The sequence below is a fragment of the Microbacterium sp. SSM24 genome (assembly GCF_025989145.1).
Taxonomy (GTDB): Bacteria; Actinomycetota; Actinomycetes; order Actinomycetales; family Microbacteriaceae; genus Microbacterium.
In genome coordinates this window covers 337,385-352,291 of sequence record NZ_JAPDNQ010000001.1, presented here as the reverse complement: position 1 = coordinate 352,291, position 14,907 = coordinate 337,385, and the positions used below count along the sequence as shown (strand labels likewise).

Sequence of the window (14,907 nt, the reverse complement as noted above, 5' to 3'; positions counted from 1 at the left end):
GGGCCGCGGCATCCGCTCGCCCCGCTATCGGCGCAGCACCCGCCGCGCCAGCCAGTTCCCGAAGAACTGCACACCCTGCACGATCACGATGATCACGATCACGGCCGCCCACGTCACCCATGGGTTGAACTGCTTGAACCCGTAGACGATCGCGAAGTCGCCGAGACCGCCGGCGGCGACCGCGCCCGCCATCGCCGTCATGTCGACGAGCGCGACGACGATGAACGTGTACCCGAGGATGAGCGGGCCGAGCGACTCGCGCGGCACCAGTCGGAACAGGATGCGCGATCGGCTCGCGCCCGCCGCACGCGCCGCCTCCACCACGCCGGGGCGGACGGTGAGCAGGTTCTGCTCGACGATGCGGCTGATGGCGAAGAGCGACGCGATCGAGATCACGAACACACCGAAGTTCGTGCCGATGCCGGGGATGCCGACGCTCCGGGCGAGCGGCTGCAGCGCGGTGAGCAGGATCACGAACGGGATGGGGCGCACGGTGTTGACGATGACGTTGAGCGTGCCCGAGACGGCGCGGCTCGGGAACAGGCCGCCCGCGCGGGTGGCGTAGAGCGCGACCCCCAGAACCAGGCCGCCCAGGCCGCCCAGGATGAGGCTGAACGTCACCATGTAGAGCGTCTCGACCGTGGCGGTCCACAGCTCGGGAAGCAGGTCGATGAGCCTATCCACGGGCGTCCTCCTCGATGAGCGGGGCATGGACGGATGCCGCGGCGATCGCCGCGGTCACCGCCGCGTCACCACCGGTCAACGACAGCGTCAGATGCCCGAAGACCCGTCCGCGGATGTCGTTGATGCCGCCGTGGATGAGTTCGAAGCGCACTCCGTGGGCGGCCAGCGCGGCGAAGACGTCGGCCTGCGTGACATCGCCGTCTCGCACCGTGAACGTCACGATGCGTCCGGGGTGGCGCTCGCGGAGGGTCCGGAGCTGCGCGCCGACGGGGACGTCTTCGATGATGCTGGCGACGAAGCGCTGCGTCGCGGCATGGCGGGGTGCGGAGAGCACCTCGAACACCTCGCCGGACTCGATGATCCGGCCGTCTTCCATCACGATGACGCGATCGGCGAGGGTGCGGATGACGTCCATCTCGTGGGTGATGACGAGAATGGTGACGCCGAGTTCGCGGTTCACGCGCTGGAGGAGCGCGAGCACCTCCTGCGTGGTGTCGGGGTCGAGCGCGCTCGTCGCCTCGTCGGCGAGGAGGATGCGCGGGTTCGTCGCCAGGGCGCGGGCGATGCCGACGCGCTGCTTCTGTCCCCCCGACAGCTGCTCGGGGTAGCTGCGCGCCTTGTCGGCCAGGCCGACGAACTGCAGAAGTTCCGTCACGCGTGTGCCGATCTCGCTGCGTGAGCGACCCGCGACCTCGAGCGGATAGGCGATGTTCTTCGCGACAGTCCGTGACTCGAAGAGGTTGAACTGCTGGAAGATCATGCCGATGTCGGAGCGCAGCTCGCGCAGCTCGCGCTCGCGCAGTCCCGTCACGTCGCGGCCGTCGATCTCGACGGTTCCCTCCGTCGGCGTCTCGAGCGCGTTCACGAGGCGCAGCACGGTGCTCTTGCCCGCACCCGAATAGCCGATGATGCCGCAGACCTCGCCCGACTCGATCGCGAGGTCGACGCCGTCCACCGCGATGACCGGCGCGGCGTCCTTGGCCGGGGGAGGGAAGGTCTTGGAGACGCCGCTCAGGCGGATGAGACTCATGGTGCTTCCTGGAGACGTGCGTGTGCGGCCCGCTCGTCGAGCGGGCCGCACAGCGCGAAGGCGATTACTGGTTCGCGCGGATGTCGTCCTCGACGTCGCTGAGCGAAGCGACGAGGTCGGCGGCCGGGGTGTCGACGAAGACGGCAGTGCCGCCGGATGCCTCGAGCACGCCGTCGAGGACGTCCTGGCTGTTCTGGTAGATCTCGACGAGCTTGAGGTACGTCGGGTTGTCGGCGTCCTCGGCGCGGGCAGCGAAGATGTTGATGTACGGCAGCGCGTTGGGGTCGGACGGGTCGTCGACGGCGATCGCGTCCTCGAAGGTCAGACCGGCATCCTCGACGAAGTCGTTGTTGATGATCGCCGCGGCGACATCGGGCAGCGACGTCGCCGTGAGTGCGGCGTCGAGCGCCTCGACCTTGACCTTCGACGACGGCTCGACATCGGCGACGGTCGAGAAGATCGATCCGCCGTCCTTCAGCTCGACGAGTCCTGCGGACTGGAGCACGAGCAGGCCGCGAGCCTGGTTGCTCTCGTCGTTGGGCACTGCGACGGTCGATCCCTCGGGGATGTCCTCGACCGACTCGTACTGGGTCGAGTACAGGCCGAGGGGGTAGATCGCGGTCGCACCGATGGGCTGCAGGTCGTCGTCGCTGGCGACGTTGTAGGTGGCCAGGTAGATGACGTGCTGGAACTGGTTCAGGTCCAGCTCGCCGGCGGAGAGTGCGGGGTTCGGCTGGGTGTATTCACTGAAGTCGACGAGCTCGATCTCGATGCCCTCGGCGGCCGCCGCCTCCTTGTAGGTCTCCCAGTACGGGTCGCCGGCGCCGACGACGCCGATGCGCACGACCTCGTTCGACGCGCCGCCGTCGCCCGAACCCGCATCGGCGTTTCCGGTGGCGCACCCCGCGAGGACGAGGAGGGCGAGGGGGAGGGCCGCTGCGGCGGCGATCGTGATCTTCTTTGGCATGTGTGTGACTCCTGTGCGTGTGGATCCGCCGGTCCGTCACGAACACGATCATTCGACCGCGCTCGCTCCGTCGCGGTACGCCTTCGACGCTATGTCGGGGTTCGGACCCTTCCGAATCGCGGCGTAACACGTCGACACGGGGAGGCGTTCGAGCGTGTTCGCGAGGGCTCCCGCGACCCTGTAAGATCGTTGATCGTGCATCGCGCAAGCGAAGCGCGCCACCTTAGCTCAGTCGGCAGAGCGATTCACTCGTAATGAATAGGTCAAGGGTTCGATTCCCTTAGGTGGCTCGAACCGGAAACGGCCGCCCGCGGCGGCCGTTTTCCGTATCCGCGCAGGATGAGGTCCCCGATGGATTCCGCGATCGACGCCCTGGTGGAGATCTTCTCCTGGGTCGGGTTCGCCGTCGGCGCCCTCGTCGCAGGCATCGCGCTGATCATGTATCTCTTCGACGGCACCTGGCTGCCCGCACGCGGCGTGATCGAGGACTCCGAGCACGGCCGCCTCGTGCGCTGGTTCGACGAGGACGGCGGGGTCAACGAGGCCCACCTCTCGCACGAGCAGGAGCGCGAGCTCGCCGGCAAGGACATGGCCGACCTCTTCTACCGCCGTGGTGCGCGCGGACGCATGCGCCTCACCCAGGGTTCCCCGGCCGTTCGCGCGGTCGCGTACCTGGCAGGTGGGTTCATCGGCCTCGGCCTGCTGGCGGTCGTCGTCTCGGGGGTCCTGCTCTTCACGCGCGGCTGATCGGCGCCGCACGGCGATTCAGCCGAGCGCCAGCATCCCGCCCGCCACGAGCGCCAGTGCCAGACCGGCCCACTGCACGCCGGCGACCCGCTCCCGCAGCACGACGGCGGCGAGCAGTATCGTCCCCGCCGGATAGAGCGCGGTGAGCGCCGACACGATCGAGAGGTCGCCGCCGCGCAGCGCGAGCAGCGTGAGCGCATTCGCGGCGGCGTCCACGACCCCGCAGGCCGCCGCCAGCAGCCACGCCCGCGAGACCGAGGGCACAGGAGTGGGGTGCGTCGCGGTGGCGTGCTCGAGATCGGCGTGGCCGGTGGGCGTGACGCCGAGGCCGGAGGCCGGTGAGAGGACGGATGCTGCCCTCTGCCCCCGCCGCATCGCCACCAGCGCGAGCACGCCGACGGCGATGCCGGCCACGAGGAACGTGGTCGACCGGCTCAGGATCAGCGGTACCAGTCCGCTCGCACCCGAGGTCTGATCGATCACGATGAGGAATCCGCCGATCGCGATGCCCGCCCCCACGGCCATCAGGAGACCTCGGATGCTGGGTCGCACGACTTTCTCGCCGGGGATGAAGCCCACCAGCACGACGGCCACCAGAGCCACGGCGAGGCCGGCGTACGCGACGGGGGAGAGGGTCTCGCCGTCCACCAGCAGGCCCCACAGCATCGGGGCGATGGCCGACACCACGGCGGTCAGCGGCGACAGGATGCTCATCGGGCCGATGGCGAGGCATGCGTAGAGCAGCACGATCGCGAGCGCGCCGAATCCGCCGGCGAGCACTCCCCACCCGAGATCGGCGGGTGCCCACGTGCCGCCGATGAACGGCTGTACGACCACCAGTGCGACGAGTCCGGAGAATGCCGTCACCGCGGTGACGACGATCGACCTCAGGCGCTTGGCCGCCAGTCCGCCCAGGAAGTCGGCAGCCCCGTAGACGAGGGCGCCGGCGAGTGCGAGCAGTGCGGAGATCATCGGTTTCAGCATATGGATGTCGCGCGACGCGATTTCGCTAGATAAGCTAGCGATATGGCGAACCCCCACCACGCGCGGCGCACCCCCACTCGCTGGCTCCGGATCGGAATCCCGGCTCTTCTCGTGCTCGTGTGGCTCGTGGTCGGCTCGATCGGCGGACCCTACTTCGGCAAGGTCGACGAGGTCTCCTCCAACGACCGGTCGTCTTTCCTCCCGCAGAGCGCCGACGCGACGCAGGTGAACGAGCGCCTTCCGGACTTCCTCGGGGACGACAGCATCCCCGCAGTCGTCGTCGTCACCGGTGACGGTGAGCTCACCGAAGACCAGCTCGCCGACGTCCAGACGCTGGCCGACGACATCGCCGGGGTTTCCGGCGTTCTCGACGGCGTCTCGCCGCCCATCGTGTCGGATGACGGCGAGGCAGCCCAGGTGTTCGTGCCCGTCGACGCATCCGGCGAGGTCGCCGAGATCGTCGACGAGATCCGCACCCTCGTCGACGACGATCTCGCCGCCCCTCTCGAAGGCTGGGTCACCGGTCCAGCCGGGTTCACCGCCGACCTCGTCGCCGGTTTCCTCGGGATCGACGGGCTGCTGCTCGCGGTCGCGCTGATCGCGGTGTTCGTGATCCTGGTGATCGTCTACCGCTCGCCGCTGCTGCCCGTGCTCGTGCTGCTGACGTCGGTGTTCGCGCTGTGCGTCGCGCTGCTCACGGTCTGGTGGCTCGCCTACGCCGGCATCTTCGTGCTCAACGGGCAGGTGCAGGGCATCCTGTTCATCCTCGTGATCGGCGCCGCGACCGACTACGCGCTGCTCTACGTCGCGCGGTTCCGCGAGGCGGTCGCCGACGGCGAGAGACGATGGGATGCCACGGTCCGGGCCTGGCGCGGTGCGTTCGAGCCCATCCTCGCCTCGGGCGGCACCGTCATCGCGGGACTCCTCTGCCTGCTGCTCTCCGACCTCGCGACGAACCGCGCGCTCGGCCCGATCGCCTCGATCGGCATCGCCTTCTCAGTGCTGTCCGCCCTGACCTTCCTTCCCGCGCTGCTGGCGCTGTTCGGCCGGGCGGCGTTCTGGCCGTTCATCCCGAAGGAGCCGATCGCGACGATCCCCGACGACCTCACGGAGCCGGTCAAGGGGCTGTGGCCCCGACAGGCGCGGTTCATCGCTCGCCACGCGCGCGCCGTGTGGGTGATCTGCACCGTCGTGCTGCTCGTCGGCGCCGTCGGCATCACGCAGCTCAAGGCCGACGGCGTCCCGTCGAGCGACCTCGTGCTCGGGCAGTCCGAGGCGCGCGACGGGCAGGCCGTGCTGGCCGAGCACTTCCCTGCCGGTTCCGGAAGCCCGGTCTACGTGATCGTGCCCGAGGACGAGCTCGCCGGCACCGTCGAGGTCCTGGCCGGCAGCGACGGAATCGAATCCGTGGCCGTGGCGTCGGACGACTCGCCCACCGGCCAGGCGGCCGTCGAGGTCGAGGACGGCGAACCCGTCTTCACCGCGGTCGGCCCGCCCGGCACCCCCGCGCCCACGCCGACCGTGTCGGAAGGGGACGTTCTCGTGATCGGGACGCTGACCGACGCCGCCGACTCCGTCGCCGCCGAGGACACCGTGCGAGAGCTGCGCACCGACCTCGATGAGGCGCTCGGAGCGGGCACCGCGATCGTCGGCGGCGAGACGGCGACGGACATCGACTCGAACGACACGTCGATCCGCGACCGAACCGTCATCATCCCGGTGATCCTGCTGGTGATCCTCCTGATCCTGATGCTGCTGCTGCGCTCGATCCTGGCGCCGGTGCTTCTCATCGCGACCGTGATCCTCTCGTTCGCGACATCGCTCGGCGTCGCCGCGCTGGTCTTCGACGGCATCTTCGCCTTCCCCGGAGCCGACCCTGCGGTGCCGCTGTACGGCTTCGTCTTCCTCGTCGCGCTGGGAGTGGACTACAACATCTTCCTGATGTCGAGGGTGCGCGAGGAGTCGCTCGTGCACGGCACGAGACCCGGCATCCTGCGCGGGCTCGTGGCGACGGGTGGTGTCATCACGTCGGCCGGCCTCGTGCTCGCCGCGACGTTCGCGGCGCTCGGAGTCATCCCGATCCTGTTCCTCGCGCAGATCGCGTTCATCGTCGCGTTCGGCGTGCTGCTGGACACCTTCGTCGTCCGCTCCCTCCTGGTGCCGGCCCTCTCGTACGACATCGGACGCGCGATCTGGTGGCCCTCGAAGCTGTGGCGAGAGCGCGGCGAGACGACGCCGGACGCTGCAGTCGTCGCCGACGACGGGCATCCGCTCACGCGTGAGGAGTACAGGCGTACGCTCGACTCATGAGCAAGGCGCTGTTCATCGTCGACGTCCAGAACGACTTCACGGAGGGCGGTGCGCTCGGCGTCGACGGCGGTGACGCGGTGGCCGAGCGGATCACCGCGTTCCTCGCGACGCACGCCGAGGACTACGCCGTGATCGTGGCCTCCCGCGACTGGCACGACGCGGACAACGACAACGGCGGGCACTTCCATCCGCAACCGGACTTCGTCGACTCGTGGCCGGTGCACTGCGTGAGCGGCACAGCGGGTGCCGAGTACGACCCGGCGCTCGACGTCGATGCCGTGACCCATCACGTGAAGAAGGGTCAGGGGCGTCCGGCCTACTCGCTCTTCGAAGGCACCACCGACGACGGCGAGACGGTCGCGCACCTCCTCGAGGTGAACGGCGTGGTCGATGTCGACATCACCGGCATCGCGACCGACTACTGCGTGCGGGCCTCGGCCCTCGATGCCATCGAGCACGGTCGACGTGTGCGGATCCTGACCGACCTCGTCGCGGGAGTCGCGGCCGAGACGAGCGACGCCGCGCTCGCCGAACTCGCCCACGCCGGCGCCGAACTCGCCATCTCCGGTGCCTGACGCTCCCGTCCGCATCCGCCGGGTGCTCGCGACCGAAGGAGACCGGCTGCGCGCACTGCGCCTCGAGTCGCTGCAGGACCCCGCGGCCGGGATCGCCTTCCTCGACACCTACGAATCCGCGGCGGCACGACCCGGCTCGTTCTGGGACGAGCGCGCGGTCGGAGCGTCGCTGACCTCGTCGACCGCCCAGTTCATCGCGGAGCTGGGGCATGCCTGGGTCGGCACGGTGACGATCCTCGTGCCCGAGCCCGCCCTCCCCGACTACTTCGGGCGCGTCCGCGAGGCGGGCACCGCGCTGCTCGTCGCGGTCTACGTCGCGCCGGATCACCGCGGTCGCGGCATCCTCGATCGACTGATCGATGCGGGCGCCGAGTGGGCGCGCGCGCAGGGCTGCGGCATCCTGTCCCTCGACGTCCATGAGGACAACGCGCGCGCTCGCGCCGCCTACTCGCGGCTGGGCTTCGTGGTGACCGGAGGGACGATCGTCGGCCAGAACGGCCGCGAGCTCGAGATGTCCCGCGGTCTCGGTGATGCCTGAGTCGTTGAACGCGGCCGCGGTGCGCGCGCAGCTCGACGACGCGGCATCCGCGGACGAAGCCGCCAAGATACGCACGCGCATGACCGACGACCGCACCGAGGTCATCGGCGTGCGCATGGGAACGGTCTTCGAGATCGCGAAGAAGAACGAGCGGATGCCGCTGCCCGAGGTCGACCGGCTGCTCGACTCCGACGCGTACGAGATGAGGATGGTCGCCGTCTCGATCCTCGACTTCCGTGCGCGACGCAAGGGCGCGGACCGCGCGTCGCTCTACGAGCTGTGGATGCGGCGGCTCGACCGCATCGACACGTGGGACCTCATCGACAGATCCGCCCCGCGCGTCGTGGGCTGGTACCTCGTCGATCAGCCGCGCGACGTGCTGTTCGACCTGGCGCGCTCCGCCGATCGGTGGCACCGGCGGGCGGCGATCACCGCGGCGTTCTGGATCATCCGCACCGGTGACCTCGACGACCCGCTCGCGCTGTGCGAGCTGCTCGCCGCAGACCCTGAGCCGTTCGTGCAGAACAACGTCGGCGTCGCACTGCGCGAGATCGGGCGGATCGACCCCGGCCGTCTCGAGCAGTTCCTCGCACGCCGCGGGGGAGACCTGACGGCGCACGCCCGGCGGACCGCGCGCTCGGCGCTGAAGGGTTGAGTGCTCCGGACGGTCGCAGCGGTTCAAGCCGCTCGGGCAGCGCCTCGAGTGATTGGCCCGACGACGCTCCTCGCGAGGGCAAGGCCGGGGAATGGCGCGGCCTCGGTTCTTAACGATCATGCGTGCAGTTGGGGATGGAAGCTGCCTCTTGGACACCCTTTTGGGAACGTCGATCTCGTCCCGCAGATAGGCACGAGGTGCGCTGGTCAGATCCGGCGGTGGGCCGAGCGTGGATCGCGGCGGGAGACGAACTGGTGAAAGAGGTCGCTGTGTATGCGGCCGAGGTAGGGCTCGCCGTGGTCCCGAGCTTTCACGAGTTCGCGCCCTGAGCCCATCTACTCGTTGCCGTCGCAGTCCGACACGGCGCTGTTGTCGGCCAGTCCCGATATCCGACAGAAATTGTTCGCCGGCGGATGTCGAGAACGCGGGTTCGGTTCCGTCTCCATTGTGAAGCGGCCAGAATGGGCCGCACGAACGGGAGGCTGACATGCCGAAGTACCTGATGCTGAAGCACTACCGAGGGGGTCGCCCCGCCGTGAACTCGGTTCCGATGGACCAGCTCACGCCGGACGAGTGGGCTGCGCACATCCAGTACATGGGGGACATGGAGCGACGCCTCCTCGAGTCCGGGGAGCTCGTCTCTTCGGAGGGACTCGCGATGGGCGGCGCGTGGGTGCGCTTCGATGGGGAGGGACGCCCGCCGGTCGTCGACGGCCCATTCGCCGAGACGAAGGATCTCATCGCGGGGTGGATGCTGATCGAGGTCGACTCGTACGATCGGGCGCTCGAGCTCGCCTCGGAGCTGTCCGCGGCGCCGTGGGCCGGCGGCACGCCGCTGGGCGAGTGGCTCGAGCTGCGCGAGGTGATGAGCGCGCCCCCGGCAGACGCGGGATGACGATCTCGGACGCCACGGCCCTGCGCCGCGCGATCCCCGAGGTCACCGGCATCCTCGTCCGGCGCGGCGCTGATTTCGCGTCGGCCGAGGATGCCGTCCAGACCGCTCTCGTGCGAGCGCTCGAGCGAGCGGACCTCGACGAGGTCCGAGACATCCGGGCCTGGCTGATCACCGTCGCATGGCGGGCGTTCCTGGACCAGGTGCGCGGCGACGCGGCCCGCGCCACGCGCGAGGAGCGCCTCGCGACCGAGCCGGAGGTCGGCCCGGTGCCTCAGCGCGACGACACGCTCGCGCTGTACTTCCTGTGCACGAACCCCATACTGACCGCGACATCCTCGATCGCCCTCACGCTGCGCGCGGTCGCCGGGCTGACGACCCGCCAGATCGCCGATGCTTTCCTGGTGCCGGAGGCGACGATGGCACAGCGGATCAGTCGCGCGAAGCAGCGGCTCGCCGGAATCCCGCTGGACCAGCGCGGCGACCTGTCCCGAGTGCTGCGCGTGCTCTACCTGCTGTTCAACGAGGGCTACTCGGGCGAGATCGACCTCGCCGCCGAAGCGATCCGCCTGACGCGACAGCTCGCCGTGCTGACCGACGAGCCCGAGGTCCGCGGCCTTCTGGCGCTCATGCTCCTCCACCACGCGCGGCGACCGGCTCGAGTGGTCGGCGGCCGGCTCATTCCGCTCGCCGAGCAGGACCGCGCCCTGTGGGACACCGCGGCGATCGCGGAGGGCGTCGACATCCTGCAGGAGGCACTGGCCCGCGACGCACTGGGCCAGTATCAGGCGCAGGCTGCGATCGCCGCGCTGCATGCGGATGCGTCGAGCGCTTCGGAGACCGACTGGGTGCAGATCGTCGAGTGGTACGACGAGCTCCTCCGCCTCGGCGACTCGCCCGTCATCCGCCTCGGTCGCGCGGTCGCTGTCGGAGAGGCGGACGGTCCGCAAGCCGGTCTTGCAGCGCTCGCCGCGGTGGACGTCGATGTGCCGAGATTTCACGCCGCGCTCGCGTATATGCACGAACGGGCGGGAGAGACGGATGCCGCGGCATCCGAGTACGCGGAAGCGGCGCGCCGGGCGACCAGCGTCCTCGAGCAGCAGCACCTGCTGCGCCAGGCCGAGCGGCTCCGGGGCGCCGGCTGAGCGGTTGCTGCATCCGCTGAGCGACGCGACGGTCCTGGCTCGCCGGCAGCTCACCTACTGACTTGAAGCCGAACTTCTCGGGGAACCTCACCGCCGATCCGTTACGCGGCGGCAGAGACGGTGTCGACGAGTGCGCCGTCGACGAGGTTGACGACGCCGTGCATCCGGGGCAGGTGGACGAGGTCGTGGGTGACGAGCAGCGTCGAGGTGTTCAGCTGGTCGGTCAGGCGGACGATGAGCTGGATGATGCTGGCGCCGCGTTCCTGGTCGAGTGCGCTGGTCGGTTCGTCGACCAGGAGCACGCTGGGGTCGTTCATGAGGGCACGGGCGATGTTCACTCGCTGGCGTTGACCTCCGGAGAGCTGGTGGGGTCGTTTGTCTCGGTGGTCGGCGAGTCCCACCGCATCCAGGAGCGTCTCGGCGCGTTTGGTCGCATTGCCTCGGTTTCGGCGGGAGTGGCGTGCGCCGAGCTCGTTCATGACCGACAGCTGCTCGAGCGCGGTCAGGGACGAGATGAGGTTGGACTGCTGGAAGACGATGCCGATCTTGGTTCGGCGGGTCTCTGTCGCTTCGCCGGGAGTGAGGCGGGTGGCATCGACGTCGTCGATGATGACCTGTCCGGTGTCGGGGCGGATGAGGGTCGCGGCGACGGCGAGGAGGCTGGACTTCCCCGAGCCGCTCGGGCCGGTGATGGCGGTAACGGTTCCCGGGTGAGCGGTGAGGCTCACCTGGTTGACGGCGGTGATGCGATTGTCGCCGTCTGGGAAGGTGAGGGTGATGTTGTCGAGGCGGATCATCGGTTGCTCCCGAGGGCGGTGAGGGGGTCGGCGGAGGTCACGGAACGGAGCGCGAATGCGGCGCCAGCGAGGCCGAGCGTGATCATGATCGCGCCGGGCAGCAGTGTCGTGAGGGGGCTTAGGAGAAACGGCAGGGCGGTACCGGCGAGGGTGCCGAAGAGGGTGACCAGTCCCAACCCGGTGCCGATCCCCAGGACCAGGACGATCAGCGCCTGGCCCAGAGCGTCCCGGACCAGCGAGGAGGTGCTGGCGCCGAGTGCCTTGAGCACGGCGATGTCGCCCTTTCGTTGCATGGTCCAGACGGTGAAGAAGGCGCCGATGACGAGGCCGGAGATCCCGAACAGCATGGTGACCATCAGCAGGAGGGATCCGATCTCGGAGCGGAACGCGCTGAGCGCGGTCAATGACCCGAGGATGGTTTGAGAGACGGTGGAGTTCGCGGTGTCTGTGGTTTCCCAGTCCGGTGCCCCCGTGACAGCGAGAACCGTCGCGTACGCGTCGGGGTTGCCAGTGGCTGCCGAGTAGGCCTGCCAGTCGGCGAGGGTCATCTCCACGACGGGGGTGTGGCTGTACCAGGCGTCGCCAGCGATAGTTTCGACGGTGTATGTGGTCCCGGCGATCGTCACGTCGTCACCAGTGGCCACATCGAGGTCCTTGGCTGCGGGAGCGGAGAGACTCACCCGGCCGTCCTGGGAGGGTGCGGTGGTGTTGAAGCCGGGCTGCACCCCGAAGATGGCGATCGCGATGCGGACGTCGCCGGCCTCTGCCCGGGTCTGACTGATCCCGAGCGGTTCCGTCGAGGTGACGCCGGCCGCGGTGTCCCAGGCGGTGGTCTGCTGTTCTGTGATGGTGGAGTCGGAGAAGCTTGCGGCCGCGCCGTCCGTGGTGGGCGCAGAGAAGACGACTCGATCTGCCGGGATGGACAGGACGGCGGAGATGTTCTGGGTGGCAAGGCCGCCGGTGAGGCCGCTGAGGAACCCGACGAGAACGGTGATGAGGGCAACGACCGACCCGATCAAGACGAATCGGCCGCGGGCGAAGCGTAGGTCGCGGAGCGCGACGAACATGAGATTCCTTTCCTGTCACCCGAGCTGGGGACCCGTACCACTTTTCCTTTCTTGACCTGCCATCTCATCGCCCGCCCGCACAGGCTTTGCCGACTGAAGGGTGGCTGGGGAAGTCATCCTTTCGGACGATGCCGTCGCCCTGTCGATGCGTAGGATTCGGTCCATGCCCCACACTGCGCTCACCCCCGTATTCGTGGGTCTGCGCACCGGACTGCATGTACTTTTCGCTGCTCTCGCCGTTCTGGTCATCGTCCGTGCAGTGATCTCACCCACGGAGAACAGCGTCGCCGCTATCGTCCTCACGCTGGGGATGATCGCCACATACGGGGTCGGGGCGATAAAGGCCAGGACCACAGGTCAGAATGCCCACGCCGTGCGCCTGCTCTGGTTGGCGGCGCTCACGCTCGAGTGGGTGGTCCTCTTGTGGCTGACTCCCGAAGCCGCGTACCTCGTCTTCCCCCTGTTCTTCCTCTACCTCCACCTCCTCGGCCCCTGGTGGGGCGCTGCAGCGATCGTGCTCGCTACCGTGACCGCGATCTGTGCGCTCGGCATCCATAACGGATGGAGTCTCGCGGGAGTCGTCGGCCCACTGATCGGGGCAGGAGTCGCCCTCCTGATCGGTCTCGGCTACCAGGCTCTTGCCCGCGAGGCGGAACAACGCGAGACCCTCATGCGCGAACTGCTCGCGACCCGAGGACAGCTCGCCGCAACCGAACACGAATCCGGAGTCCTCGCCGAACGCGCCCGGCTAGCCCGCGAAATCCACGACACCGTCGCGCAGGGCCTCTCCAGCATCCAGATGCTCCTTCACGCCGCCGAAAAAGCCGACCCTGATCGACCTGGTGCCGAACACATCCGCCTCGCACGCGAAACTGCAGCCAACAATCTTGCCGATGCACGCCGGTTCATCCGCGAACTCACCCCGCCCGACCTTGACGACCGCGGACTCGGCGGGGCACTGCGGAGACTCGCCAACACTCGATGGGCAGCGCAAGGACTTCAGGTCAACGTGCGGGTATCCGACAAACTCGATCTACCCATGCACGTCCAAACGGCGCTCCTGCGAATCGCGCAGGGGGCCATCGCCAACGTCATCCAGCACGCGCATGCCACCACCGCGACCATCACCCTCGCCGCCGATCACGAGCGACTGCAGTTCACCATTGCCGACGACGGAGAAGGCTTCGATCCCCACCTCGCGACCGTGGAATCGCGCGGGCACTCAGATTCGTTCGGGCTCCAGGCGATCCGCGAACGCGCCGAACAACTCGGTGGCAGCCTCACCATCGACACCTACCCCGGCGGAGGAACACAACTGACCATCGAGCTCACCTTGGAGCAGCCCACATGATCCGGCTTCTCATCGCCGACGACCATCCCATCGTCCGCGCGGGACTCGTGGCTCTCTTCGCCCTCGAGGGAGACATAGACGTCATCGCGGAAGCTGCCACACCAGATGAAGCGGTCACTGCGGCAGAACACAGCAATCCTGACGTCGTACTGATGGATCTCCAGTTCGGCGCCCAAGCATCAACGACCGGAGCCGACGCCACACGACGTATCCGCGCCCTCGACGCAGCCCCCTACGTTCTCGTGCTCACCAACTACGACTCCGACGCCGACATCCTGGGAGCCGTTGAAGCCGGCGCCAGCGGGTACCTCCTCAAAGATGCTCCACCCCACGAGCTCGCAGCAGCAGTCCGAGCAGCCGCGGCCGGCGAAAGCGCCCTCGCTCCCGTCATCGCCTCTCGACTCCTGAACCGCATGCGAGCCCCCCAAGCAAGCCTCAGCAGTCGCGAGATGCAAGTACTCAAGCTTGTCGCAGCTGGCCACTCGAACACCGACATCGCAACAGAGCTCTTCGTCAGCGAGACCACCGTCAAATCCCACCTCGCCCACATCTTCACCAAGCTCGCGGTCACCTCACGAACCGCAGCCGTCTCGGCAGCCAGAGAACGCGGCATCTTGCGCTAGATGTGCCTCACACCGTCATCCCGCGTGACACGAAGTCCGCAGCACGGTGGACGATCCGTGCGGTCCTGCGATCTACGATCGTTGTTCTCTCCCGGAGGGATAGGTCTTGGCCAGCCAGTCCTTCAGGGACTGAAGGTCAGCGCCGAGCGCTCGCTTCGCAGTGAGCCGCAGCACCGGGTAAAGCAGTACGTTGCGCAACTGCAGGTCCAGTCGATGAAGGATGAGGACCTCGCCGGCGGTCGGCTCGAGGTGGAAGCTCAACTCGGCCTCGCGGAACATCGACGACTGCTGCAACTGGAACGCGAACGCCTTCGGAGGTTCCCACCGGCTGATCCGGAAGCTCTGGCGCATGCCCGATGGTGCCGTCGTTGTACCCTCCCAGCCCAGCCCGACCGGCCGCGTGTCGACGGGTTCGATGCTCGCAACGCTCTTGTCCCACAGCTCGGAGTTCTTCGGATCGCTGAGGAAGTCCCACACATCAGTGAGAGCCTGCGGCACGAGGACCTCTGCTTCGATACGCATCCGCGTGAGAGCCATGGCAT

General features: G+C 68.3%; 16 protein-coding genes and 1 tRNA gene. 10 read left to right on the top strand and 7 right to left on the bottom strand.

Translation table 11 applies throughout. The features are described 5' to 3' along the window. Nucleotides 1–24 precede the first annotated feature (24 nt). The 3 genes from OL358_RS01670 to OL358_RS01660 form a co-directional block, all read right to left on the bottom strand. Complete coding sequence (locus OL358_RS01670; protein ID WP_264708206.1) at nucleotides 25–684, bottom strand: ABC transporter permease subunit; 660 nt, start codon at nucleotides 682–684, stop codon at nucleotides 25–27. Beyond that, entirely contained in the window at nucleotides 677–1,714 is a 1,038-nt protein-coding gene (locus OL358_RS01665; protein ID WP_264708205.1) for a methionine ABC transporter ATP-binding protein, read from the bottom strand. The genes OL358_RS01670 and OL358_RS01665 overlap by 8 nt, the downstream gene beginning before the upstream one ends. Nucleotides 1,715–1,778: 64 nt before the next feature. Continuing rightward, the gene (locus OL358_RS01660; protein WP_264708204.1) at nucleotides 1,779–2,681 is read right to left on the bottom strand and encodes a MetQ/NlpA family ABC transporter substrate-binding protein; all 903 of its coding nucleotides are present in this window, start codon (nucleotides 2,679–2,681) and stop codon (nucleotides 1,779–1,781) included. Nucleotides 2,682–2,898: 217 nt separating this feature from the next. Between OL358_RS01660 and OL358_RS01655 the strand changes: the two genes are divergently transcribed. Then, nucleotides 2,899–2,971: transfer RNA gene (locus OL358_RS01655), tRNA-Thr, on the top strand. 61 nt (nucleotides 2,972–3,032) lie between these two features. Further along, nucleotides 3,033–3,428, top strand: coding sequence for a hypothetical protein (locus tag OL358_RS01650; protein ID WP_264708203.1), 396 nt, complete (start codon nucleotides 3,033–3,035; stop codon nucleotides 3,426–3,428). Nucleotides 3,429–3,446: 18 nt separating this feature from the next. On the opposite strand, the gene OL358_RS01645 is transcribed toward OL358_RS01650, so the two are convergent. Next, the gene (locus OL358_RS01645; protein WP_264708202.1) at nucleotides 3,447–4,400 is read right to left on the bottom strand and encodes an EamA family transporter; all 954 of its coding nucleotides are present in this window, start codon (nucleotides 4,398–4,400) and stop codon (nucleotides 3,447–3,449) included. Between the two features lie 54 nt (nucleotides 4,401–4,454). On the opposite strand from OL358_RS01645, the gene OL358_RS01640 reads away from it, so the two are divergent. The 6 genes from OL358_RS01640 (at nucleotide 4,455) to OL358_RS01615 (ending at nucleotide 10,527) form a co-directional block, all read left to right on the top strand. Next, nucleotides 4,455–6,722: an MMPL family transporter gene (locus OL358_RS01640; protein ID WP_264708200.1), complete on the top strand. Its 2,268-nt coding sequence runs from the start codon at nucleotides 4,455–4,457 to the stop codon at nucleotides 6,720–6,722. Next, the gene (locus OL358_RS01635; protein WP_264708199.1) at nucleotides 6,719–7,297 is read left to right on the top strand and encodes an isochorismatase family protein; all 579 of its coding nucleotides are present in this window, start codon (nucleotides 6,719–6,721) and stop codon (nucleotides 7,295–7,297) included. The genes OL358_RS01640 and OL358_RS01635 overlap by 4 nt, the downstream gene beginning before the upstream one ends. Next, nucleotides 7,290–7,835 carry a GNAT family N-acetyltransferase gene (locus tag OL358_RS01630; RefSeq protein ID WP_264708198.1) on the top strand — a complete coding sequence of 182 codons (546 nt, stop codon included), beginning with the start codon at nucleotides 7,290–7,292 and terminating at the stop codon, nucleotides 7,833–7,835. Before OL358_RS01635 ends, OL358_RS01630 begins: the two co-directional genes overlap by 8 nt. Beyond that, nucleotides 7,828–8,490: a DNA alkylation repair protein gene (locus OL358_RS01625; protein WP_264708197.1), complete on the top strand. Its 663-nt coding sequence runs from the start codon at nucleotides 7,828–7,830 to the stop codon at nucleotides 8,488–8,490. Before OL358_RS01630 ends, OL358_RS01625 begins: the two co-directional genes overlap by 8 nt. A 487-nt stretch (nucleotides 8,491–8,977) precedes the next feature. Then, entirely contained in the window at nucleotides 8,978–9,385 is a 408-nt protein-coding gene (locus OL358_RS01620) for a YciI family protein (RefSeq protein ID WP_264708196.1), read from the top strand. After that, nucleotides 9,382–10,527 (top strand): RNA polymerase sigma factor, encoded by a 1,146-nt coding sequence (locus OL358_RS01615; RefSeq protein ID WP_264708195.1) that lies wholly within the window; start codon nucleotides 9,382–9,384, stop codon nucleotides 10,525–10,527. The genes OL358_RS01620 and OL358_RS01615 overlap by 4 nt, the downstream gene beginning before the upstream one ends. 101 nt (nucleotides 10,528–10,628) lie before the next feature. Here OL358_RS01615 and OL358_RS01610 read toward each other — a convergent pair whose 3' ends face one another. Then, nucleotides 10,629–11,324: an ABC transporter ATP-binding protein gene (locus OL358_RS01610; protein ID WP_264708194.1), complete on the bottom strand. Its 696-nt coding sequence runs from the start codon at nucleotides 11,322–11,324 to the stop codon at nucleotides 10,629–10,631. Then, on the bottom strand, nucleotides 11,321–12,391 hold the full coding sequence (locus OL358_RS01605) for an ABC transporter permease (protein WP_264708193.1): 1,071 nt from the start codon (nucleotides 12,389–12,391) through the stop codon (nucleotides 11,321–11,323). Before OL358_RS01605 ends, OL358_RS01610 begins: the two co-directional genes overlap by 4 nt. Before the next feature lie 163 nt (nucleotides 12,392–12,554). Here OL358_RS01605 and OL358_RS01600 point away from each other — a divergent pair, with 163 nt between their 5' ends. Further along, the gene (locus tag OL358_RS01600) at nucleotides 12,555–13,742 is read left to right on the top strand and encodes a sensor histidine kinase (RefSeq protein WP_264708192.1); all 1,188 of its coding nucleotides are present in this window, start codon (nucleotides 12,555–12,557) and stop codon (nucleotides 13,740–13,742) included. Next, entirely contained in the window at nucleotides 13,739–14,365 is a 627-nt protein-coding gene (locus OL358_RS01595) for a LuxR C-terminal-related transcriptional regulator (RefSeq protein ID WP_264708191.1), read from the top strand. Before OL358_RS01600 ends, OL358_RS01595 begins: the two co-directional genes overlap by 4 nt. 72 nt (nucleotides 14,366–14,437) lie before the next feature. Here OL358_RS01595 and OL358_RS01590 read toward each other — a convergent pair whose 3' ends face one another. Continuing rightward, a complete protein-coding gene (locus OL358_RS01590) occupies nucleotides 14,438–14,902 on the bottom strand; it encodes an SRPBCC family protein (protein WP_264708190.1) in 465 nt (154 codons plus the stop codon). Nucleotides 14,903–14,907: the final 5 nt, after the last annotated feature.